The organism is Variovorax sp. RCC_210 (genome assembly GCF_041355175.1).
Classification (GTDB): Bacteria; Pseudomonadota; Gammaproteobacteria; order Burkholderiales; family Burkholderiaceae_C; genus Variovorax.
Genome location: NZ_JBFUPJ010000003.1, coordinates 215143 through 238462, shown reverse-complemented (window position 1 = coordinate 238462; position 23320 = coordinate 215143). Strand labels below are relative to the sequence as shown.

Annotated in this window: 21 protein-coding genes; 11 read left to right on the top strand and 10 right to left on the bottom strand. The window is 64.6% G+C overall.

Features of this window, described 5'->3' with window-relative positions:
* Positions 1-568 precede the first annotated feature (568 nt).
* The 4 genes from AB6807_RS13155 to AB6807_RS13140 all read left to right on the top strand — a co-directional run bounded on the left by AB6807_RS13155 (position 569) and on the right by AB6807_RS13140 (position 5054).
* Positions 569-838, top strand: coding sequence for a hypothetical protein (locus AB6807_RS13155; RefSeq protein WP_371084908.1), 270 nt, complete (start codon positions 569-571; stop codon positions 836-838).
* 277 nt (positions 839-1115) lie between these two features.
* The gene (locus AB6807_RS13150) at positions 1116-2138 is read left to right on the top strand and encodes a restriction endonuclease (RefSeq protein ID WP_371084907.1); all 1023 of its coding nucleotides are present in this window, start codon (positions 1116-1118) and stop codon (positions 2136-2138) included.
* Positions 2139-2209: 71 nt separating this feature from the next.
* On the top strand, positions 2210-4018 hold the full coding sequence (locus tag AB6807_RS13145) for an AAA family ATPase (protein ID WP_371084906.1): 1809 nt from the start codon (positions 2210-2212) through the stop codon (positions 4016-4018).
* A gap of 37 nt (positions 4019-4055) precedes the next feature.
* Positions 4056-5054, top strand: a complete 999-nt coding sequence (locus tag AB6807_RS13140) for a 5'-nucleotidase (protein WP_371084905.1) — start codon at positions 4056-4058, stop codon at positions 5052-5054.
* 109 nt (positions 5055-5163) lie between these two features.
* On the opposite strand, the gene AB6807_RS13135 is transcribed toward AB6807_RS13140, so the two are convergent.
* Both AB6807_RS13135 and AB6807_RS13130 read right to left on the bottom strand, forming a co-directional pair.
* Complete coding sequence (locus AB6807_RS13135; RefSeq protein ID WP_371084904.1) at positions 5164-6072, bottom strand: acyl-CoA thioesterase; 909 nt, start codon at positions 6070-6072, stop codon at positions 5164-5166.
* A 3-nt stretch (positions 6073-6075) separates the two neighbouring features.
* A complete protein-coding gene (locus AB6807_RS13130) occupies positions 6076-6867 on the bottom strand; it encodes an enoyl-CoA hydratase/isomerase family protein (protein ID WP_295173550.1) in 792 nt (263 codons plus the stop codon).
* A 150-nt stretch (positions 6868-7017) separates the two neighbouring features.
* Between AB6807_RS13130 and AB6807_RS13125 the strand changes: the two genes are divergently transcribed.
* Positions 7018-8133 carry a hypothetical protein gene (locus AB6807_RS13125; RefSeq protein ID WP_371084903.1) on the top strand — a complete coding sequence of 372 codons (1116 nt, stop codon included), beginning with the start codon at positions 7018-7020 and terminating at the stop codon, positions 8131-8133.
* 23 nt (positions 8134-8156) lie between these two features.
* Here AB6807_RS13125 and AB6807_RS13120 read toward each other — a convergent pair whose 3' ends face one another.
* The 8 genes from AB6807_RS13120 to AB6807_RS13085 all read right to left on the bottom strand — a co-directional run bounded on the left by AB6807_RS13120 (position 8157) and on the right by AB6807_RS13085 (position 16727).
* Positions 8157-8966, bottom strand: coding sequence for an enoyl-CoA hydratase (locus tag AB6807_RS13120; protein ID WP_371084902.1), 810 nt, complete (start codon positions 8964-8966; stop codon positions 8157-8159).
* Between the two features lie 31 nt (positions 8967-8997).
* The gene (locus AB6807_RS13115; RefSeq protein WP_371084901.1) at positions 8998-10224 is read right to left on the bottom strand and encodes an ABC transporter substrate-binding protein; all 1227 of its coding nucleotides are present in this window, start codon (positions 10222-10224) and stop codon (positions 8998-9000) included.
* Between the two features lie 105 nt (positions 10225-10329).
* Positions 10330-10833 (bottom strand): hypothetical protein, encoded by a 504-nt coding sequence (locus tag AB6807_RS13110; protein WP_371084900.1) that lies wholly within the window; start codon positions 10831-10833, stop codon positions 10330-10332.
* Positions 10830-11864 (bottom strand): phosphotransferase family protein, encoded by a 1035-nt coding sequence (locus tag AB6807_RS13105; RefSeq protein ID WP_371084899.1) that lies wholly within the window; start codon positions 11862-11864, stop codon positions 10830-10832. Before AB6807_RS13105 ends, AB6807_RS13110 begins: the two co-directional genes overlap by 4 nt.
* Positions 11865-11900: 36 nt before the next feature.
* Positions 11901-12524 (bottom strand): histidine phosphatase family protein, encoded by a 624-nt coding sequence (locus AB6807_RS13100; RefSeq protein WP_371084898.1) that lies wholly within the window; start codon positions 12522-12524, stop codon positions 11901-11903.
* A 15-nt stretch (positions 12525-12539) separates the two neighbouring features.
* Entirely contained in the window at positions 12540-13700 is a 1161-nt protein-coding gene (locus AB6807_RS13095; protein WP_295173538.1) for an acyl-CoA dehydrogenase family protein, read from the bottom strand.
* A 167-nt stretch (positions 13701-13867) separates the two neighbouring features.
* On the bottom strand, positions 13868-15424 hold the full coding sequence (locus AB6807_RS13090; protein WP_371084897.1) for a long-chain-fatty-acid--CoA ligase: 1557 nt from the start codon (positions 15422-15424) through the stop codon (positions 13868-13870).
* An 85-nt stretch (positions 15425-15509) separates the two neighbouring features.
* Positions 15510-16727: a 3-hydroxyacyl-CoA dehydrogenase family protein gene (locus tag AB6807_RS13085; protein WP_371084896.1), complete on the bottom strand. Its 1218-nt coding sequence runs from the start codon at positions 16725-16727 to the stop codon at positions 15510-15512.
* Positions 16728-16914: 187 nt separating this feature from the next.
* Between AB6807_RS13085 and AB6807_RS13080 the strand changes: the two genes are divergently transcribed.
* The 6 genes from AB6807_RS13080 to AB6807_RS13055 are packed head-to-tail and all read left to right on the top strand — an operon-like array spanning position 16915 to position 23280.
* Positions 16915-17676, top strand: a complete 762-nt coding sequence (locus AB6807_RS13080; RefSeq protein ID WP_371084895.1) for an SDR family NAD(P)-dependent oxidoreductase — start codon at positions 16915-16917, stop codon at positions 17674-17676.
* A gap of 25 nt (positions 17677-17701) precedes the next feature.
* On the top strand, positions 17702-18898 hold the full coding sequence (locus tag AB6807_RS13075) for an ABC transporter substrate-binding protein (protein WP_371084894.1): 1197 nt from the start codon (positions 17702-17704) through the stop codon (positions 18896-18898).
* A gap of 21 nt (positions 18899-18919) precedes the next feature.
* The gene (locus AB6807_RS13070; protein ID WP_371084893.1) at positions 18920-19798 is read left to right on the top strand and encodes a branched-chain amino acid ABC transporter permease; all 879 of its coding nucleotides are present in this window, start codon (positions 18920-18922) and stop codon (positions 19796-19798) included.
* A 4-nt stretch (positions 19799-19802) separates the two neighbouring features.
* Complete coding sequence (locus AB6807_RS13065) at positions 19803-21605, top strand: ATP-binding cassette domain-containing protein (RefSeq protein WP_371084892.1); 1803 nt, start codon at positions 19803-19805, stop codon at positions 21603-21605.
* On the top strand, positions 21602-22480 hold the full coding sequence (locus AB6807_RS13060; RefSeq protein WP_371084891.1) for an ABC transporter ATP-binding protein: 879 nt from the start codon (positions 21602-21604) through the stop codon (positions 22478-22480). Before AB6807_RS13065 ends, AB6807_RS13060 begins: the two co-directional genes overlap by 4 nt.
* A complete protein-coding gene (locus tag AB6807_RS13055; protein WP_371084890.1) occupies positions 22477-23280 on the top strand; it encodes an SDR family NAD(P)-dependent oxidoreductase in 804 nt (267 codons plus the stop codon). The genes AB6807_RS13060 and AB6807_RS13055 overlap by 4 nt, the downstream gene beginning before the upstream one ends.
* Positions 23281-23320 lie beyond the last annotated feature (40 nt).

The window sequence follows — 23320 nt, the reverse complement described above, 5'->3', positions numbered from 1 at the left end:
TGCGGGGGGACAAGATGCGCTGGCGCATTGCATCTGTGAAGGGGGTGCACAGATCGCGGGGCGCGTGTGTGGGCACGCGGGGAGCACGGCTGGAACGGCTTCCATCACATCTAGGAAGCGCGTAGCGAGCGCGTAGGGATCGCATCGAGAAGGGCTCGGTTCGTGCGACCGATTTGCGCTGTGCGAGGCGCTGCGTTTGTGTCTTGCGCGGATGTAAATGTGGCCGCGCCGAACACGATTGCAACGTGCTTGTGAACCCGATGCACGGCACTGCGCAGAAGCTGCATTTGTTGGCGCTTGGCGCGATTTCGTGTCGCCGCGAAACGGCTACAGCACCAATGTCTTGCCTACAGTGGACCGCCCGATCACTCAACACCCCGACAAGGGGACAAGGAAGGCGCTACACACACAGCCCACTGAAATTCTGAAAGGCTGCTTGCCTCGCGGCAGGTTGTCGATGCGAAAGCATCGATGCGTATGCGAGGTACCAAAGGCGACGGCCGGGGTGCTGTAACACCCCAACCGTCTAACCAAAGACGTGCACTTACCTACAAAGGACCGCACAAAAATGGCTACCAAGACTATAGCCCGGCCACCTACGCCGGTAGCTTCCGAAGACAACGCCCCCAGCGCGGCGGATCTTCTAGAAAACACCCTCTCCCAGCTCGAAGCACTCCTGTGGGTCTGCTATGGGCAAGACATCGACTGGTGCAGCGGGACAGGGCCGAAACAACTGGACAACCTGCTCTGGCTTGCGGCTGATATGGCGCGCAAGGCTGGGGAGTTGTTTCAGGTGAATGAGACGGCGCGAACCGCGGCGTCGCACTCTGGCGGATAACAACCAGCATCGCAGGCCGCCGTTGCGCAGTCGCATCCAGTCTTTAGGTTAAGTACTGCGCAAAAACGCAGCCCGGTGACCGGTCGCCGCGGCTGCTATTTCCTCAAACAAGTAGGTAGTTCCACCAAGATCCCAGCACAAATATGGGATGTTCGTCGATTAACAAATCAATACACTATTCTCTCGTGCGCTTGATTTTTTATCCTGCCGCGACCACAGCGCCTCATTTTTGAGAAATTCGATCGCATATCTCTAAAAAATTAATATCCAAAAATCCATGGAACTCTCATCGCCGTCCAAGCAGTTCGAGGATCTGATAAAACGCATTCTCGAAGTAAACGCTTTTCGAGTAAGCAAATTTAACTCGCCTAGAAACATCGGGGGATTCGATTTTATTGGAGATACGGCAGATGAAAAATGGGCTATCGAAGTTAAGTTTTACCGTACCGCTCGAGCTCAGGCGAGTTTGGTAGAAAGTGCTGCGGCCCGGTTGGTACATAGAGATATCAGCGCGCAAGATTGGAAAGGAATGCTCATTGTCTCAAGCGTAATTTCGCCAGCATTGAAGCTTGCATTGGAAGAAAAATATGGACTCGTTTTTATAGATCGATTTGATTTGTTTTCATGGGCCGCATCAAGCCCGATGCTAGCTGACGAACTGAGTTCGCTCTTAGAAGTGAGTCCGTCTGAAAGTACAACGCAAAAAGCGGGCGCTCCGAGCTTAAATAGTTCCTCTCGCCGTCGGGAAACAGTACCTCCAGAGGACACCGTTGGCACCGACCTGTGCGAAGAACTACACGCACTTGCACGGGGGATAACCGCTTGGAAAGCCTATGAAGAACTCTGCGATCGAATCCTTCGCTATCTATTTCCGAACGATTTACTGGGCTGGCATAAGCAACAAAGAACTGACGATGGTCTTAATAGATTCGACTATATTTGCAGAATTAGACCGAGCACCGAGTTTTGGAACTTTTTAATCGATCACCTAAACAGTCGATATGTACTTTTTGAATTTAAGAACTACAGACCAGCAATTAAGCAAGGTCAAATATTAACGACCGAAAAATACCTTCTTGAAAAAGGCTTACGCCGCGTCGCGATTATATTTACACGAACAGGAGCAGACAAACACGCGATTGCGATGACGCAAGGTGCAATGAGAGAACACGGAAAGCTAATGCTGGTAATAGATGACGAAAAGGTTTGCGAAATGCTGCACATGAAAGAACGTGGTGAAGATCCGACTGACTGCTTATTCGAACTGGTAGACAATTTTCTGCTTTCTCTTCCTCGATAGCCATCAAGAAACTCTCAGCACAGCGTTTGCCGAACCCCAAGACAAAATCTGAAACTCAAACATCTACGCGAATGCAACTCATAAAACTCAGGATACAAAACCTGCGATCCATCGTTGACACGGGCGAGTTTAGCGTTGGGAAAATTTTTTCTTTAGTTGGAGAAAATAATACTGGCAAATCAAATTTGCTTCGAGCCATAGAAATACTGTTAACGGCAGGCGCGGCAAAGCTAACACCCAGCGACTTTCGTGACGGCAACCAATCAATAGTTATCAAAGGCGTCTTCGGAAATTTAACCAAAGGCGATAAAAATCATTGGCGCGCCTACCTAATAGAAAACGAACTTCACCTCGAAAAGCGTTTATCCATTGTGGATGACGAGAGAACCGGGCGCAAAAGAATCGACACTGAATATCACGGCTATAGGGCGGAGGCGACACCCTTTTTCCTTTCGCTTGCCAAGATTTCCACTGCATTTGGGGAACGCCCAAAATGGGCAGAAATCGTCAAAGAAAATAACTTACCCGATTATTTTCTGGACCCTGAAGGCAAAGTAAACAAGGCTGGATACTCTAAGGCTTTGACGCGCTATCTTTCAGAAAATGAAATTCCCTACGATCCACCAGATCTAAGTCAAACTCAGGCACTTGGACTACAAAGCAATGTCATTTCAAGTCTTCCCAAGGTATACCTTCTCCCAGCGATAACAAATTACGCAGACGAAATCGACAAACGCTCTTCCACCTCCACCTTTCGGCGCCTGATGGGAGCACTATCCGAACGACTATTAAATCAAGACCCGAGATTCAATGAGTTACAGGCAGCGATTCAAACAATACGAGATTTGCTTAATTCGTCAAAAAAGGACGGCGCCTTAGCCCGTATTTCCTCGCTGGGAACAATAGAAGAAAGCGTTGCAAAACTATTAAAGAGAGTCATGCCTTCGGTTCAAGGCGTTGCTCTGACGGTGGAAATCGAAGAGTTCAAGGATTTATTTTCTGCTGGCGTATCGATGTCAGTTCATGATGGCGTAATGACAGACGTTGTTGCAAAGGGCCATGGTTTACAGCGATGCATAATTTTCACGCTGCTTCAGTCACTTATTTTTAACGACCGCAACCTCGTCGCTGACGAAATCAAATCAGAAGATCATGAGTCGATCATTCTTCTCGTAGAAGAACCTGAGTTATACATTCATCCGCAGCTATCAAAACTTTTCAGCGATGTGCTTGTTTCTTTTTCCGAGAGCGACCAAATAATTTATACGACGCACTCGCCCATTTTTGTCGATGCTTATGAGGCCGAGCGAGTTGCGATCGTGTCGAAAACGGAATTGAGTGGCACCACAATTCGCTGCTGCGACAAATCGGCTTTTGAAGGGCTTGGAGAGAAAAAACTATTCCAAGGATTTACTCGACTTACTTCGGCCATGAATGAATTATTTTTCGCTCGGCGCGTTTTGCTGGTTGAAGGCCCCGAAGACGTCGTTGCTGTAGTTGCGACGCTGCAAGCAACCGGCCAAATTGCGGTGCGCCCTGAAGAGCTTGAATGGTCTGTTGTATCTTGCGGCGGCAAAGAAGCAATCCCATTTTTTCAGAGAATTGCCAATGCGTTCTCAATTCCCTATGCTGTTTTGCACGATTTGGACATTACAGAAGACATGCCGAGAGACCAAAAAGCCATTCATACACGTTCAAATTCAGATATCGCAGCGCTCGCAAAAGAATCTCCCGTTTATACCTATCCGGTCAAGCTTGAGTCTTCACTTGGAATAACTCACCATCTTAAGGATATGTACTCGACACATCGTTACTTCTCAACACCAGAAAATATATCCACAGAAGTTAGAGAGATAATCACTGCCATATTTCGCAATTGAAAAGCGAATCGAACTTTTTTTAAATTCTACAGCTCGTATGCCACTCGATCTTTCAGAAACTCTAGTTGTGGGTATTTCTGCAACTGCACTTTTCGATCTCAAAGAAGCCGATGCATTGTTCAAATCTGAGACTCATGCTGACAAAGAGACTGCTGTCTCTGAATATCGAGCTTATATGTTACAGCGAGAAGATGAAAAGTTAGAGGATGGCACTGGCATGCCCTTGGTCAAAGCGCTACTGGCTTTGAATAAATATAAGACAGATGAGAATTCGAAGCCACTAGTGGAGGTGGTAGTAATGTCGAGAAACAGCCCGGAAACTGGCGTTCGCGTTTTCAACAACATTCGATCCCGAGCATTGCCGATCACAAGGCATGCTTTCACAGGAGGGGAATCAGTTGTCGACTATCTAGATGCATTTGATGTTGACCTCTTTCTCACAACAAATGTCGAGGATGCTCAGCGAGTTATTGATGGAGGTACGTGCGCGGCAGCTATTCTCAAAGCTCCACCAAGCGATCGGCCCGCACCACCCGAGGACCAAGTAAGAATTGCGTTCGACGGAGACGCGGTACTTTTTGATGACAGCAGCGAAATCGTTTTTAAAAGTAAAGGGCTGGCAGGATTTCACTTGAATGAAGATCGTAAGCAAGATGTTCCAATGCCTAACGGACCATACGCCACACTCCTTGAAAAAATTTCTCGGCTTCAGAAGCGGCTTCCGTTCGGATTTGAATTTTCACCTGTTCGCATCGCGATCGTGACGGCGCGAAATACACCTGCCGAAATGAGAGTGATAAAAACACTTAGAACTTGGGGGGTGTATGTGAACGAAATATTTTTTCTAGGCGGCGTTGACAAGGCCAAGGTTCTAAAAGCTTTTCGCGCTCATATTTTCTTTGACGACCAAGACCTGCATCTTGATGCGGCGGCCAAACATGTCCCGTCGGGAAAAGTTCCTTACAAATCGGACTCCCCGCTCTATATCGCCCCAATACAAATACAGCCGCTAGCCCCACAAACAAATATCGATTAACAGACTACTCTTCTTAATTAAGATAATTATTTGGACGGTCATTTCAACAAGACCAGTATCGTCTTGATAAGAACAGCATCAACCCATCAGCCTAGCCTTTTTATCTCTTTCAAATTGAGCCAGGCGTACTCAAACTCTCCTGAGTAGCACTAGCCACCAATACCCCGTCCACGTCATAAACCGCGGCCACGGATAGCCCCCTCCCCCTCCCCGCACAAGGGCTCTGCACCTCGAAGCAAAGCCACCCATCCGCCCGCACCGGCCGATGGAACCAGATGGCGTGGTTCAGGCTCGCCACATGCAGCCGCTCCCCATCGCGGTCCAGCTGCGGCACGTGAATGCCCACGGCGGCAAAGTTGAGCCACCAGTCCGTCAGGTAGGCGAACGCGGCCGCGTGCAGTGCGGCGTCGTCAGGCAGCGGCTCGCGCGTGCGCAGCCAGAAGCTCAGCGCGGCGGTGGGCGAGTTCAGGCCCAACCCCTGTGTGGCGTCGCCCACGCGCAAGTCCAGCGCGGTCGAATCCAGCGGGTAGCCCAGCGTGCGCCACACGGCGCCGGCCACGTCGGCGGGCATGTCTTCCATGCGCGGCAGCGTGGCGGGGTCGATGCCCTTGGCGCGCATCGGCGTCGCGTGCTCGGGCCCGGGCAGCGGGGTGGCAAAGGTGACTTGCGCATCGAGCACCACGCGGCGCGGTGCGTCGGGCGTGGCGGGCTGGGTGCCGCGCACGTGGCGCGACGCAAAGCGCTTGCCGTCTTGCAGCACGCTCACTTCCAACTCGACGACGCGCGCGGGGTCGGCGCTTTGCAGGAACATGAACTGCAACGCGGTGGCGTCGCGCCCCTCGGGCACGGTGAGCGACGCGGCCATCTGCGCATTGGCCAGCAGCTGGCCGCCGTACACGGTGCCGCGCACGTTGGGGCTGGCGTGGCGGGTGCGAAAGGTGGAAGGGCCCACGGGCTGCAGCCGCAGCAGCGCCTCGAGGTCGTGGCCGTTCCAGGGCAGCAAGGTGTCCGCTGCCATCGCTCAGCGCCCCAGGAAGGCGGGCTTGCGCTTCTCCACCATGGCGGCGATGCCCTCTTGCGCGTCGTGCGTGGCAGACACGCGCGCCAGGGTGAGCGCCTCGTCTTCGAGCTGGGCTTCGAGCTGCGCGGCGCCGGCCTTCATGAAGAGCCGCTTGGTTTCACCGAACGCGATGGTGGGGCCGGCGGCCAGGCGGCGGGCGAGCTTGAGCGCCTCGTCCTGCAGTTGCTCGTCGGGCACGATGAGGTCGACCAGCCCGGCGCGCTGCGCCTCTTCGGCGGCCAACACTTCGGCCAGCAGCACGAAGCGCCGCGCACGCGCCACGCCCATGCGCGAACTCAACGTGACGGTGGAGCCCGAATCGCAACTGAAGCCCAGCTGCGCGAAGGCGGAGCCGATGCGCGTCTGCGCGCCCGCCATCACCACGTCGCACCCCGCGAGCAGCGCCACGCCGCCGCCCATGGCAAAGCCCTGCACGGCGGTTACCACGGGCACGGGCATGCGCCAGAAGCGCTGCAGGCCCATGTGCAGGTCGGCCGTCCATTCGCGCACCAGCGGCGCGAGGCGGTCGCGCGCGGGGTAGAACACCTTCAGGTCGCCGCCAAAGCTGAAGTTGGCGCCCTCTGCGCGCAGCAGCACGGCGCGCAGTTGCGGCGCGTTGAGCAGGTCTGACGCCACCTGCAGAAAGTCGCGCGCGAAGGTGCCGTCGAACGGGTTGCCTCGCGCGGGTTGGGCGAGCGAAAGAATGGCCAGTCCGTCCTGCCATTCGACGCGGATGGAATCGGTCGATGTCATGAAAAGTTGTCTCCTGGTGGTGGGCACATGGGCTGGATGCACAGGCCTTCTTACGGTGCAGCGTGCGGGCAAACCCGGCTACTGTTCTGTAGCAGATGATACGCTACCGTATTAGAATTCGCCAACCTACCCAGGCCCTCGCGGACCCTCATGCTGACCCCTCAAGACGACCTCATCGGCCACCAGCTTCCCACCACGTTCGACCAGATCGACAACAGCGATCCGGCCTGGATGGAGCGGCTCTGGTACACGGGCCACCCAACGCCGGCGGGCGACATCATTTTCGACATCGGCCTGGGCTACCACCCCAACCGCAACGTGATGGACGCGTTTGCGGGGGTGGCGGTGCCGGGGCGGCAATGGAACTTTCGGGCGTCGCGCAGGCTGCGGCCCGACCCGCTGACGACCACGGTGGGGCCGCTGTCGATCCAGGTGCTCGAAGGCCTGCGCCGCCACCGGCTGGTGCTGGGCGACAACGACTCGGGCATTCGCTTCGACATCGAGTTCATCGCGAGCATGAACGCGCATGAAGAAAAGGCCCACCTGCGCCGCCGCGACGGCCGCGTGACGGAGAACATGGCGCGCGGCCAGCAGCTGGGCCGCTACAGCGGCTGGCTGGAGTTCGACGGGCGCCGCATCGACATCGACAGCAGCCACTGGATGGGCCAGCGCGACCACTCGTGGGGCGTGCGCGCCGAAATGCGCACCGACGAGACCACGCCGCCGCTCACCTTCTACCCGCCCTTTTTCTACTGCTGGACGACGGCGCAGTTCGCCAACCGCGGGCTGCACATCTTCTTCAAGGAGCGCGCGCCGGGCGAAAAGATCTACCTGTCGGGCGAAGAGGTGTTCACGGCCGGCAGCAAGGTGTCGGGGCGCAACCAGCTGGTCGACGTGACGCACAACGCGCAGTGGCACGACGACCCGCACGGCCAGTCGATGGCGTCGATGGAACTGCAGCTGAAGTTCGCGGACGGCAGCGAACGGCCGGTGCAGGTGCGGGTGCTGCCGACCAAGTACTTCCTGAAGGGCGGGCTCTATGGCGGGCTCGACGGCTGGTTTCACGGCGACGACCGCGGCAAGCTGTACTTCGAGCACGACGCGTGGAACCTGCAAGACCCGACCACGCGCCAGCGCGTGCGCACGCTGGCCGACCAGGTGATCGAGGTGCGCGACGGGGACGAGGTGGGCTACGGAATCATCGAGTACGGCGTGGGCAAGGGCTTTGCGGCGTACGAGGCGGTGCAGGCGCATCCGCCGATTTGACTGTTTGACTGAGCCCTGCGGATTCAGCGCGGCGCGTCTTTCTTGCGCCGCGCCACCATCGCCGCCACGTGCGCGTCGATGGTCTCGCCGCTGACGCGGGCGTTGTTCTCCAGCGATGCCTGCCGCTCCAGGGCCAGCGCCTGCGCAAAGGGCAATGCGGCGCCTTCGTCGAGCACGCGCTTGTAGGCAACCAGGGTTTCGGGCACCGCCGCCGCCATCTGCCGCGCGATGGACTCGGCCTTGGCCATGAGCTGCTCCGGCGGCACCACGTGGTTGACGAAGCCCCAGGCCAGCGCCTCTTCCGCGCCCAGGAAGCGGCCGGTGAGCGCCAGCTCTTTCGCGCGCGCCAGGCCAATGCGCCGCACCATGCGCACCGAGCCGCCCCAGCCTGGCAGCAGGCCGACGTGGGCGTGCGTGTCGGCGAACCTTGCTTCGGTGGAAGCGACCAGCAGGTCGCAGGCCAGCGCAACCTCCACCCCGCCAGTGACGGCCATGCCGTTGATGGCGCCGATGACCGGGCCCGAGAAGCTGCCCAGCGCCTGCACGGGATCGTTCTCGTACGCTCCGGCAGCCAGCTTGTCGGAGGTACGCCATTCGTCCAGGTCCATGCCGGCGCAGAAGGCGCGGCCCGCGCCGGTGAGGACGAGCACGCGCACGCCGGGGTCGGCCTCCAGCGCGGCCACGGCCGCGACCATTTCGCCGCGCAGTTCGTTCGACAGCGTGTTGCGCTGCTCGGGCCGGTTGAGCACGAGGGTGGCAAAGCCGTCGGGGTGGCGGTGGACTTCGATGGTGCGGTAGCTGGTGGACATGCCGGTGCTCATTCGGGTGCTCATGCGGGTGGGGATGCCTGTCGGCCTGTCGTGCTCATTGCATCTTGCACTCAGGGCTCGGCGGCGGAAAGAGGGCCGAGCCCGGTTCGACGGAGCGCATCGCGAAGGTGGTGGCCTTGCCGTCGGGCGTGCGCACGACCTCGGCCACGCCCAGCTGCCGGATCAGCGTGTGGTCGGCCGCGCGCATCTCGACCTCGCCGAACACGGTGGGCGCCTTCAGGCCCGCGAGCGCGGTGCGCACGGCGGGCACGTCGGTCGACTTGGCCTTGACGATGGCGGCGCGCAGCATTTCCAGCGCGACCATCATGTCGGCATCGGTGTAGATGGGCTTGCGCTTGAAGCGCGCCTCGTAAGCCTTGACGAAGGCCGCGTTGCGCTCGCCCGGCATGGTGTTGTGGTAGCTCAGCCCGTTGAGCACGCCGAGCACGGAGTCGCCCTGCGCGGCCAGCTGGAACTCGGTGGCAAAGCCGTTGCCCAGCACGGTCTTGTACTTGTCGAACAGGCCAAACTGCTTTTGCTGCTTGGCGAAGGAGTTGCCGTCGGACATGTACAGCGTAACCATGAGCGCATCGGCCGGCTTGGCCAGCTGCGTGATGTAGCTGCCGAAGTCGTTGGTGCCCTGCGCGGCAAAGAGGCTCATCTGCACGGTGCCGCCCTGCTCCTTGACGATGTCGCTGAACTTGGCGGCAAAGGTGTGGCCCACGGCGTAGTCGGGCGAAATGAGGTTCCAGGTCTTGGCGCCCGACTTCTTCACGAACTCGCGCAGCATGGCGGCGTACACGCTGTCGGGCGTGGTCACGCGAAAGAAGTTGGGCTGGCAGGCCTTGGTCATGAGGTCGTCGCCCTGCGAATACACGTCGATCATCAGCGCGTTCAGGGCGGCCAGCTTGGGCGAGATGGCGAGCGAATGCGAGGTGGGCGTTTGCCCCGTCACAAAGCTCACGCCGCCCTGCTGCACAAGCCGGTTGACGGCGGCGATGGCACTCGATGGCGTGCCGGCATGCGACTGCACCACCACCTCGAACTTGCGGCCCAGCGCGCCGCCTTCGGCGTTGAGCATGTCCACCGCGGCGCGCGAAGAGTCCTCGACCAGGCTGGCATAGGTGGCGAAGGGGCCGGCGTCGATGGTGAGCACGCCGATCTTGATGGGGCCCGTGGCCGTCTGTGCTTGCGCCTGTGCCTGCATGGCCAGCGGCATGGTGAGTGCCAGCACGGCGGCCGCGGCCGCTTGCGACACCAGTCTTCTTGAAAAGCGAATCATCGGTTTGTCTCCTGGGGCCACGCCGGCACTGACAGGCCGGCTCGGTGGTGGGTGCATGGGTGGTGGGTGCACGGGTGGTGGGTGCGCGGGTGGTGGGTGCGCGGGTCAGTCTTCGGAACCGCTGGACATTTCCGCAAACAGCGGGCGCGGCGAGTTCTTCAGCTCGATGGCAAGCTCGCTGCGCATGGCGGTGCGCAGCAGTTGTTCGATGTCGGTGGCCACCTGCGGGGGCAACTGGCTGCCTTGGGCACGCTGTGCGTCGAGCCAGCCGAGCAGCTCGCCGATGGCACGGTTGGCGCTGTCGCGCTGCGCGAGCAGCTCGGCAATCGGCACCGAGGCAGGCACGCCGGGCGGTGGCAGCGCGGGCAGCGTGGCGGCTTCGGGCCGGCCCTGCATCAGCGCGGCCACGCCGTCGAGCGCGGTGCGCTGCACGGCGAGCTGCTCCAGCAGGAAGCCGGCCGACCAGTCGGCGCGCACCTTGAAGGTGTTCAGCAGGTTGATGACGCCGAACACCTGGCCGCGCGCAAACTCGTCGTCGAGGCGGCTGAGCACCTCGCTGCGCAGGGTGGCGTTCATGCCGTCGATCAGGCGGGCGAAGGAGTTGTTCATGCTGCGGCCTCGATCGTTTTTTCCATCTGGCGCAAGCAGGTGGCAATCTGGCTGCCCATGGCCGGCATGCGCATGTCGTTGAAGCGCCCTTCCTCGAAGCAGCGCGCAGCCGCCATGTGCGTGGCCGCGAGCTTCAGCAAAGACAAGGCCTGGTAGTAGCGCACCGAGCGCATCGACACCTCGAAGCCGGCCTTCTCGGCATAGCGCGCATAGAACCACTCGGGCTCGGCGAGCCTGCAGATGAGCTTGCTGCCGCCCATGTACATGGGCAGGCTGGCCCAGCCCAGGTCTTCGTGCGGGTCGCCCAGGTGCACCAGCTCCCAGTCGAGGATGGCGGTAATACGCCCGCCCTGCTCCAGGAAGTTGCCGGTGCGGTAGTCGCCATGCACGATGGCCACGCGCGGCGCCACCGGGCAATGCGCCTTCAGCCAGCGCAGGCCCCACTCGGCCTGCGGGTAGGGGCGCATGGCCCAGCGGGCAATCTGCGACTCCCAGTGCTGCACGTTGAGCAGCGCGGCGTTGTCCGCGGTAATGCCGTGCGCCATGGCGGCCACGGGCTTGCTCTGCCACGGCACGCAGTGCAGCGCGGCCAGCGCGTCGATGAACTGCTCGGCCAGCCGCTTGCGGTAGCCCTCTTCCAACCCCGGCTCGTTGGCCGACACCCAGGGCACGACCGCATCGCCCGACACCTTCTCGCAGAACATGAAGGGCGCGCCGAGTATCGAGGGGTCGTCGCTGCTCCAGTACGCGCGCGGCACGGGCACGGCGCTGCCTTCGAGCGACTGCATCGACAGCACCTGCGGGCCGGCGCTGTAGGGGGCGAACAGGCCGTAGTCGGGGCCCAGGCGCAGGATGAGCTCTTGCGTCGTCTTGCCTCCATCGATGCCGGTCACGGGCACCGCATAGGTCAGCCAAGAGAAGCCGACCGGAAAGCGACGCACGGCGCCCACGGTCACGGCGTGGCCGAGTTGCGTGGCCAGGTAGTCGGCGATCTTGGGCGCCAGGGTTGCGTCGTCTATCAGCGTGGTCATGCAGTCTCGGTGGTTCTCGGTGGTTCTCGATGGATCTCAGTGGAGAGCGTTGGGCGGCAGGTGGCCCCGTTCGTTGACGCTGGCCACGCCGATGGCGTCCAGCCCGGCACCCTGGCCGGCCCCGGTGTTCAGCAAGCGAAGCCGCGTCATCGACGCATAGCCGGGCGCGAAGTGCACGATGCGCTCCAGCCCCAGCGCATGCGACAGCACCACGTTGATGGGCAGGCCATGGGTGAACACGGCCACGTGCGCATCGGCCGGCCCGGCCTCGACGGTGGCGGCGAGCGCGCCCAGCACGTCGTTGCGAAAGCTGGCGCCGTCGCCGCCGAAGTAGGCGATGGGGTCGTCCAGAAAGCGGCGCCACTCGCTCTCGCCGAGCGCGCGCAGGGTTTCGGTGGAGCGGTAGCGCGCCACGTGGCGATCGGCCTCGGCCCAGCCCTCGATGGTTTCCACCGGCAGGCCGAGCGCGCGCGCCAGCGGCTGCGCGGTTTGCGCGGCGCGCGCCATGGGGCTGCTCACGATGCGGGTGATGCCTTCTTGCGCGAGCCGCGCCGCCACGGCCTCGGCCTGTGCGTGGCCGTCGGCGCGCAGCGGCGGGTCGTGCGGGCGCTCTGCCGCGTCTTCGTCGGGGCGGCCGTGGCGCACGAGCACGATCTTCATGGTGTGGCCCGGGCGTCAGCGCGCGTCGAGGTACTGCACCGCCACGCGGCCGATGCGTTGCCGCGCGATGACCAGCTTCATGATGCCGGCGGTGCCGTCGCCAATTTCCAGCCCCATCACGTCGCGCATGCGCTGCTGGTGCGGCAGGTCTTTCGACCAGCCGTAGTGGCCGAAGGTGAGCAGGCACTGGTGAATCACGTCGAACGCGGTCTTGGGGCCCATCCACTTGACCATCGCGGCCTCGGTGGTGTGCGGCTCGCCCGCGTCGCGCAGCGCCAGTGCGTGGAACGACAGCTGGCGCACCGCGGCAATGTGCGATTCGCCCTCCGCCAGCGGAAAGCTCACGCCCTGGAACTGGCCGATGGGGCGGCCGAAGGCTTCGCGTTCCTTGGCATAGGCCCAGGCCTCGTCGAGCGAGGCCTGCGCGGCGCCGCAGCACTGCAGCGCGATGAGCGCGCGGCTGTAGTCGAAGCCCTGCATCACCTGCGTGAAGCCCTTGCCCTCGTCGCCCAGCCGGTGGCTGGCGGGCACCTTCACGTCATCGAAAAAGACCGAGCCGCGCCCGATGATGGCGCTGCCCACGTCGTCGAAGTGCGTGCGCTGGATGCCGGGCGTGTCCGCGGGAATGAAGAAGGCCGACACGCCCTTGGCGCCGTCTTCGGGCCGGCCGGTGCGCGCGAAGATGAGGTAGGCGTCGGCGCGGTCGGCAAAGGTGATCGATGTCTTCTCGCCGTTCACGATGTAGTGGTTTCCGTCGCGGCGCGCCTTCAGCTGCAGGTTGCTGGCGTCGGAGCCGCCGCGCGGCTCGGTCAGGCAGATGGCGACCACGGCCTCGCCGCGGATCATGCGCGGCACCCACTCTTCGACCACCTCGGGCTGCGCATGGCGAATGAGGATGGCCGCGTTCAACGACACGCCCACCGGCACGGCGCTGATGTTGAAGTCGCCATAGGCCAGCTCCTCGGCAATGATGCCGGTGGTGACTGCGTCGGCGCCCAGGCCGCCCAGGCGCTCGGGCAGGTCGACTCCGATGAGGCCGAGGCTGCCCATTTCGGCGAGCAGCTTGCGGTCGAGCACGCCGAGCTTCTCGCGCTTCTGGTAGTCGGGCAGCAGGCGCTCGCGGGCGAAGCGGCGCGCGGATTCCTGCAGCGCTCTCTGGTCGTCGTTCAGAACCATCGGGTTGTCTCGTGTTGGTTGTAGAGGGCCGTGTGCGAGTGGGTGCTGCTGGCTGCCCGCGCGCATCAAATACTATTCGCTACCGTACTAACTGCAGAGTGACCTGTATTCACAGATGCTGTGCCGCTCATTCGCAGATCGCTCGGTTTAGTTTCAGATCCTTCGTTTCAGATCTTTCGTGCATGGCCGACCCAGTACGGGTCGCGCAGCACGTTCTTGCGCACCTTGCCCACGGGCGTGACGGGCAGCGGATCGGCGCGGAACTCGATGCTGCGGGGGCACTTGTAGCCACCGATGAGGGTGCGGCAATGCGCGATGAGTTCTTCGTCCGTGGCGCTGGCACCGTCTTTCAGCACCACCACCGCGTGCACCGACTCGCCCCACTGCTCGCTGGGAATGCCGATGACGGCGGCCTCGCGCACGGCGGGGTGCAGGAAGAGCGCGCGCTCGGGCTCGATGGAGTACACGTTTTCGCCGCCGCTGACGATCATGTCCTTCACGCGGTCGGCCACGTACAGGAACCCGTCGGCGTCCAGGTAGCCAGCGTCGCCGGTGTGCATCCAGCCGTCGCGCAGGCAGGCGGCGGTGGCCTCGGGGTTGTTCAGGTAGCCCATCATGAGGAAGTCGCTGCGCACGATGATCTCGCCGATTTCGCCCACGTCGGCGTCGTCGCCCTCGATGCGCACCACGCGCACCTCGTTGCCGAAGCCGGCCTGGCCGGCCGAGCGCAGGCGCGAGGCCTTCTCGCCCGAAACGATGTGGTCGCGCCAGCGCAGCATGGTGGCGAAGCCGCCGGTCTCGGTCATGCCGTAGATCTGGTAGAAGCCCCAGCTCGGCACCATCTCCATGGCACGCAGCATCAGCCCTTCGGGCATGGGCGAGCCGCCGTAGATGCAGGTCTTCAGGCTGGTCAGGTCGTACTGCTTGAAGTCGGGGTGGCTCAGCAGCATGTTGACCATGGTGGGCACCAGCACGGCGTTGGTCACGCGGTGCTGGCCGATGGCCTTCATGACCGGCAGCGCCTCGAACTTGGGAAGAATGGCGTGCGTGCCCGCCGCCAGCGTGATGTACCAGAGCGCGCTCGCACCCGCGAAGTGAAAGTAGCCGGCCACGTAGAGAAACGTAAGGTCCTCCACGCTGGGCAGCAGCGCCAGGTAGCAGCAGGTGGCCAGGTACACGCCGCGGTGGGACATGGCAACGCCCTTGGGGTGGGCCGTGGTGCCGCCTGTGTAGAAGATGACGTACAGGTCGTCTTCCTTGCGGTCGGCATCGGGCATGGGCGCGTGCTGCGCCACCAGCGCTTCATAGGCCTGCATGCCGGCCGGCGTGGGGCCGTCGCCCATGTAGATCACATGGCGGATGCTGGGGCGCTCGGCGCGCAGGAACTCCATCTGGTCGAGAAAGCTGTCGTCCACGAACAGCACCTCGGCATTGGAGTCGGTGAGCGCGTAGACGTTTTCCACCGCCGACCAGCGGATGTTCAGCGGCGCCAGCGCGCCGCCGGCCCAGGGCACGGAGAAGAACAGCTCCAGGTAGCGGTCGGAGTTCATCGCGAGGATGGCGACGAAGGCGCCGTCGCGCACGCCCAGCGAGCGCAGCGCGGCCGCCATGCGCGGCACGCGCTCGCCCACCTCCTTCCAGGTTCGCTGGCGGTCGCCGCTGATGGTGGCGATGCGCTGTGCGCTGCATTGCACTGCCCGCTTGAGCAGTTGGGTACCCTGCATGGTGGTTCCTCGGTGGGTTGGCTCGCATCAGATATGCCTGCATACGTTACGCTACCGTACTATCAGGCGGAAGCCGGGGAATCCCCTAGCGCAGCGCGTTGCGCCCGCGCAGCCAGTCGCTCGGGCGAAAGCGCTCCCCGCACTGCGCGGCCAGCGCGTCGCACTCGGCCACGAAGCGCGCGAGGCCGTGGCGCTCCACCTGCGCCAGCACGCCACCCTGCGCCTTGGGAAAGCCCAGGCCCAGCACGGAGGCCAGGTCGGCGTCTTGCGCGCTGGCGACGATGCCTTCTTCAAGGCAGGCCACGGCCGCCAGCGCCTGCGCGTGCATCAGGCGGTGCTGCACCTGCTCGGGCGCAGGTTGTTCGGCGCGCTGGGGAAAGGCTTGCGCCAGGCCGGGCCACAGGTTGCGGAACTGCGCCGCCGGGTAGTCGTAGAAGCCGCCGCCGTCGCGCCGCCCGCGCCGGCCCAGCACGCTGACCATGCGGTCGAGCACCGGCCAGGCCAACGGGCGGCAGAAGCGCTCCGCCAGGCCGTCGGCTCTCGCCTGCCTTGCCTGCTGCCAGTTGAGCGCCAGGCCGGTTTCGTCGAGCATCGCCAGCGGGCCGATGGGCATGCCGGCTGCCGCGGCGGCGGCTTCGATGCGCTCGGGTGCGACGCCCTCCCCCACCATGGCCGCGGCCTCGTCGAGGTAGGCGGCGAACACGCGCGAGGTGAAGAAGCCCGGGCTGTCGCGCACGACGACCGGCTGCTTGCCCAGGCGGCGCACCCAGGCCAGCGCCGCCTCGGTGGTGGCGGGGCTGGTCTCGCGCCCCACGACGACTTCGACCAGCGCCATGCGGTCGACCGGCGAGAAGAAGTGCAGGCCAATGAAGCGGCCGGGGTGCGCCAGCGACCCGGCCAGCCCGCTCACCGGCAGCCCCGAGGTGTTGGTGCCGATGAGCGCGCCGCGCGGCACAGCCGCTTCGATGCGGCGCAGCACGGCCTGCTTGACCTCGCGGTCTTCGGCCACCGCCTCCACCACCAGCGCGCAGCCGGCAAGCGCGCGGTCGTCGGTAGCGGCTGTCACGGCGTCGCGCAACTGGTCGGCTGCCGACGCTTCGAGCCGGCCGCGCGCAACGCGCTGCGCCAACTCGCCCGACCAACGTTCGCGCCCGCGCAGCGCCGCGTCGGCATCGCGCCCGACGAGCACCGCATGCACGCCGGCCAGCGCGGCTGCATGGCAGATGCCCAGGCCCATCAGGCCCGGGCCGACGACGCCGAGGGTGGCAGGAACAGGTTCGGCGCCGGTCGAGTGGATGGTCATGAATGCGGTGGATGTCTCAGGTGTTTCAGTCGCTGCAACCGAGGGAAAGCACGTACGGCGCAGGGCTCGCGTTTTTGATTCGCTTGCGTACGATACGCACCGGTACGAGGTGCGTCAATCGCTGAGCGAGGCCGGCTCGAAACCGGCACCAGCCCGGCCCTGCCGAGGCAAGGAGACAAGCAACACCATGAACTCGATCGATCTGCACGGCCACGCCGCCGTGGTCACGGGCGGCGGCAGCGGCATCGGGCTGGCGTGCGCCAGGCGCTTTCTGCAGTCTGGCGCGCAAGTGGAAATATGGGGGCGCGACGCGGCCAAGCTCGCCGCCGCGGCCGAAGAACTCTCCGCCATCGCCCCGGTGACATGGCGCGCCGTCGACGTGGCCGACCATGACGCGGTGCAGCAGGCGGCGCACGAGGCGCAGGCCGCCATGGGCCATGTCGACATCCTGCTGAACAACGCCGGCGTGGCGCTCGAGGTGTGCCCCATGACCGAGATGTCGCTCGATGCGTGGCACCAGAACATCGCCATCAACCTGAACGGCGTGTTCTACGGCTGCCGCGCCTTCGTGCCCGGAATGGTGAGCCGCGGCTGGGGCCGCATCGTCAATGTGTCGTCGATGGCGGGCAAGGACGGCAACGCGATGCAAAGCGCCTATTCGGCGGCCAAGGGCGGCGTCATCGCCTTCACCAAGAGCCTCGGCAAGGAGCTGGCCACCACCGGCGTGACGGTGAACGCGCTGGCGCCCACGCTGTTCGAAACGCCGCTGGCGCTGGCCACCATGGCCAACGCGCCCGCCGCGATGCAGGCGGTGATCGACAAGATTCCGATGCGGCGCATGGGCCGCTCGGACGAGGCCGCCGCCATGGCGGCGTGGCTGGCGTCCGACGACTGCTCGTTCACCACCGGTTTCACCTTCGACCTTTCCGGCGGCCGCGCCACCTACTGACCCACCCATCGCGAGGACGCAGACCATGACCACCCAGAACCTCCACCCCTCACGCCGCAACGTCTTGCTCGCAGGCGCCTCGTTGCTGGCGGGCGCGCAGAACGTGTTCGCGCAACGCGGCGACACCATCAAGATCGGCTCGGCGCGCGCGATGACGGGGCTGGTCGCCTCGTCGTTCGCGCCGCTGTACGTGTCGGTGAAGATCGCGGTGGAAGAGATCAACGCCAAAGGCGGCATCCTGGGTCGGCAGGTGGAGATCGTCGAGGCCGACGACGAGAGCTCCCCCGCCAAGGAGCCCGCCGTGATGCGCAAGCTGATCGACAGCGGCGCGCAGGCGCTGCTCGGGCCGGTGGGCAGCTCGCACACCATCGCGGCCGCGACCACCACCACGGCGGCCAAGGTGATCCACGCCGGCGGCGGCTGGGCCGAGGAACTGGCCGACGGCCTGAAGTACCCCTACCACTACCAGTTCACCTACAACACCGGCCACCAGGGCGAGGCCATCGCGCGGCTCATCGTGGAGAAGCTCAAGCTGAAAAAGGTCGGCATCCTGCAGGAGAACAGCGGGCTGGGCGAATCGGGCGGCGCGGCCACGGTGCGCGCGCTGAAGAAGCGCGGGCTGGAGCCCGTGGGCACCGAGGTGTACCCGCCCAACGCGACCGACCTGAAGGTGTACCTGAACAAGCTGCGCGCGGCGGGCGCCGATGCCATCGTGCTGTGGAACTCGCCGGTGCAGGGCATGCTGCTGACGGCCGCCGGCCTGCAGGCGATGAAGTGGTACCCCGCGCTGCTCGGGGGCAACTCGCTGTTCTCCAACACGGTGCTGGAAAACACCGACCCCGAGGTGCTGAAGAACGCCTACGGCACGCTCATCAAGACCATGACCTACAGCGCCACCGAGGCGCCGGGCGCGCGCCAGGTGGCGTACGCGAAGCGGGTCGTGACCTTTCCGGAATCGAAGTTCTGGGAAATCAACGCGGCCATCAGCCCTTTCTACGACTACCTGCACCTGCTGAAGGTGGTGGTGGACAACGAGAAGCGCTTCGACACCGAGCGCATCAAGAAGGCCTTCGACGCGACGAAGAACTACGACGGCATGATCGGCAGCATCAGCTTCAGCCCCGAGAACCACTGCGCGCTCACGGGCGACCAGATGGTGATGGCCACGCTGCTCTCGGGCAAGGACGCGCGCTCGATGGGCGTGTTCCGCGAGCGCGCCTGAGGCGCACCCGGGCGCCCTGCCATGTGGATCGACGTCGTCGTCTCCGGCCTCACCGCCGGCAGCCTCTACTGCCTGGTGGCGGTGGGCTTCAACATCCTGTACCGGCCGACCAAGGTCTTCAACTTCGCGCAGGGCGACCTGGTGATGGTGGGCGCCATGGCCAGCGCGCTGCTCATGACGCAGTGGCACTGGCCGTGGGTACCGGCCTTTGCGGCCGCTGCGGCGGCAGTGGCGCTGCTGGCATTGCTCGAAGAGCGCGTGGCCGTGGCGCCCGTGCTGCGGCGCAGCGCGAGCGGCACCGGCTGGATCATCACCACGCTGGCCGTCGCGATGATCATGACCAACATCGTCGGCAAGGTCTGGGGCGCCGACCCGATCGTGGTGCCCGCGCCGGCGCCGCTGTCGAACGACATGCTGGGGCTGTCGGCCGTGAACATCTCCAGCTACCAGGTGGCGCTGATCGTGCTGACCATCGCGCTGGTGGCGGTGGTGGAGTTGCTGTACGCCAGCCTGTGGGGCAAGGCCACGCTGGCGGTGGCCGAGGACCGCGACGCGGCGCTGCTGCGCGGGATCGACCCGGTCGCGATCAGCCGCTGGTCTTTCGCGCTCGGCGGCGCCTTTGCCGCGCTCACCGGTGCGCTGGCCGCGCCGGTGTTGAGCGCATCGACCGGGTTGGGCGCCATGCTGCTGCTGAAGGGCTTCGCGGCCGCGGCCATCGGCGGGCTGGGCAGCAACCGCGGCGCGCTGCTGGCGGGCTACCTCATCGGCATGGCCGAGGCGGCCAGCGCGCTGCTGCTGTCGCCGGGCTATCACAACGCGGTGATGCTGGTGCTGGTGCTCGCGGTGCTGCTGGCGAAGCCGGGCGGGCTGTTCAGCTCGCTCGAGGCGCGCACGGTGTAACGCGATGAACACCACCACGTCTGCCCTGCTGGCAACGGCACCACCCGTGCGCCCTTGGGCCGGCCGCCTCGCCACCGTGGCCGCCGTGCTCGCCGCGCTGTCGGTGCCGCTGTGGTTCCGCGGCGACTTCATTCTCTTCATGGCCACGCAGGCCGGCGTGATGATGCTGGTGGCCATCGGCCTGAACCTGCTGACCGGCTACGCGGGCCAGGTGTCTCTGGGCCACGGCGCGCTGGTGGCGGTGGGCAGCTACACCACGGCCTTGCTGATGATCGACGCGCACTGGTCGTTCTGGCTCGCGGCGCTGGCGGGCATGGCGGTGTCCACGCTGGCCGGGCTGGTGATGGCGCTGCCCGCGCTGCGCCTGTCGACCTGGTACTTCGCGCTGGTCACGCTGACTTTCGCGCAGGTGGTGACCGACCTGCTGGTGGAGTGGCGCAGCCTGACGCGCGGCTTCTCGGGGCTGGTGGGCATTCCGCCGCCGGCCATCGGTGCGCATGTGCTGGGGCCGGTGGATGTGTACCTGGCGGTGGCGGCCTGCGTGGTGCTCGCCTTTCTGGGCGTGCGCAACCTGAGCCGCTCGCGCTATGGCCGCGGCATGGTGGCGGCGCGCGACAACCCGCTGGCGGCCACGGCCTCGGGCGTGTCGCTGCTGCGCATCAAGCTGTTCGCGTTTGCCGTGAGCGCGGCGCTGGCCGGGCTGGCGGGCGCGTTCTACGCGGTGCAGAAGACGGTCATCACGCCGGAAGACTTCACGGCGGACTTCTCGATCTTCTTCCTGCTCATCATCGTGGTGGGCGGGCTGGGGCGGCTGTGGGGGCCGGTGGTGGGCACGCTGGTGTTCTTCCTGCTGCCCGAGCTGCTGGGGCCGCTGCAGAGCTGGCGCCTGCTGATCTACGGCGTGGTGCTGCTGGTGCTGATGGTGTTCGCGCCGCACGGCATCATGGGCATGCCGGTGTGGCAGCGCTGGCGCAGGCGCCCGGTTGAAAGCGATGCGCCGGCGCCGGGCGTGCAGGCGCCGCCGGTGCAGCGCCTGTCGCTGGCCGTGCAAGGCCTGCACAAGCAGTTCGGCGGCGTGGCCGCGTTGCAGGGCTGTGCGCTGGTGGCCGAGGCGGGCAGCACGCACGCGCTGGTCGGGCCCAACGGCTCGGGCAAGACGACCACGCTGAACGTGATCAGCGGGTTCATCCGCAGCGACAGCGGCGCGGTGCTCATAGGCGGCACCGACGTGTCGGGCCGCGCGCCGCACCGCATCGCGCGGCTGGGCGTGGGGCGCACCTTTCAAACACCCAAGCTGCTGCACGACCTGAGCGTGCGCGACAACGTGCGCCTGGGCGGCTTCGCCAGCGAGCGGGCCAGCGCCTTCGAGATTCTTTTCGGCCTGCCGCGCGCGCGGCAAGACCAACGCGACGGCTCCGCCGCCGCGATGACGCTGCTGCGCTTCGTCGGCCTGGCCGAGCGCGCCGACGACCTGGCCGGCGACCTGCCGCACGGCCAGCAGCGGCTGGTGGAAATTGCACGGGCCATAGCCGGGCGCCCGTCGCTGCTGCTGCTCGACGAGCCGGCGGCCGGCCTGTCGATGGACGAGCTGGACCGCCTGGGCGCGCTGATCGAGGCGATTGCCGCGCTCGGCACCACGGTGCTGGTGGTGGAGCACCACCTGGAGCTGATCGCGCGCATCAGCCGCTCGGTGACAGTGCTCGACCGCGGCCAGGTGCTGGCGGCCGGCACGCCGCAGCAGGTGTTCAGCCACCCCGAAGTGGAGCGCGCCTACATGGGCCGCGAAGGCACGGGAGGCGCGCGATGAGCGCCGCTGTAGCCGATACCTCCGATGCTTCCGCAGCCTCCGAGGCATCGGCGCCCGTCCCGCCCCCGCTTCTGCAGGTGCGCAACCTGCACGCCGGCTACGGCCGAGTGAGCGTGCTCGAAGGCGTGTCGCTCGACGTGCCGGCGCGCGGGCTGGTGGCGCTGGTCGGCAGCAATGGCGCGGGCAAGTCGACGCTGCTGCGCGCGCTTTCGGGCCTGCTTCGCGCGACCGAGGGCGAGGTGCTGTTCGACGGGCAGCGCATCGCGGGCGTGTCGCCGGCCGGCATCGTCAGGCGCGGGCTGCTGCACGTGGCCGAAGGCCGGCGGCTGTTTCGCGCGCAATCGGTGCGCGACAACCTGCAGCTGGGCCTGTGGGGCGCGAAGCTGCCGAAGGCCGAGGTGGCGCTGCGCTTCGAGCGCGTGTTCACGCTGTTTCCGGTGCTGCACGAGCGCCAGGGCGCGCGCGCCGGCATTCTGTCGGGCGGCCAGCAACAGATGCTCGCCGTGGCGCAGGCGCTGATGCACGCGCCGCGGCTGCTGATGCTCGACGAGCCCTCGCTGGGCCTCGCGCCCTCGGTGATCGACCAGCTGCTCGACGCGGTGGTGCAACTGCGCCGCGACGGCACCGCCATCCTGCTGGTCGAGCAGATGGTGGAGCGCGCGCTGCAGATCGCCGACACCGCCTACGTGCTGCAGAACGGACGCGTGATCGGCCACGGCCCCGCCGCCGAGCTGCAGCACAGCGCGCTGCTGCGGCAGGCCTATCTCGGCGCTGCGGCGAGCGCTGATCCGTCGCCGCCTTCGCTGCCTTCTCCAGGTTCACCCGCTTCGACGCCTTCCACGCCTCCCACGCTTCCCACAAGGACACCCGCATGAAACTCCAAGGCAAGACCGCCCTCGTCACCGGCGGCGCACGCGGCCTGGGCCGCGCCTATGCGCTTCGCCTGGCTTCGCTGGGCGCCGATGTCGCCATCGTCGACCTCAACCTCGATGGCGCCGCCGAGTTCGGCGAACGGCTGGGTGCGCCCAGCGTGGCGGCCGAAGTCGAACAGCTGGGCCGGCGCGGCCTGGGCATCCAGGCCGACCTGACGCGGCGCGACGCGGCCTTCGGCGCGGTGCAGGCCGCACACGAGGCGTTCGGGCGCATCGACATCCTGGTCAACAACGCGGGCGGCGCCATCACGCCCGCCGAGCGCAGCCACGCCTCGGCCACGCCCGAGGAAGACACGCGCCTGCTGCTGGACGTGAACTTCATGAGCACCGTGCACTGCTGCCAGGCCGTGGCCCCGCTGATGAAGGCGCAGGGCGGCGGGGTGATCGTCAACATCTCCTCGCAGTCGGGCATCACCACCTACAACCAGGGGCTGCTCGCGGTCTACGCCGCGGCCAAGGCGGCCGTTACGCACTACACGCGCTACCTGGCGGCCGAGCTGGGCCCGCACGGCATTCGCGCCAACTGCCTGGCGCCCGGCGTGATGCTGACCGCGCGCGTGGCGGCGCAGGCGGCAGCGCGCGGCATCGGCACCGACGCCGAGGCGGCCAAGGTGCCGCTGCGCCGGCTGGGCCAGGTGGAAGACTGCGCGGGCGTGCTCGAGTTCCTGGCGACGGACCTGTCGCAGTACGTGACGGGGCAGGTCATTTCGGTGTGCGGCGGCGCGGTGCTAACACCCAACTGAGGCCCAACTGAAAAGCCAACTGAAGCCAGACGAGGTCCGA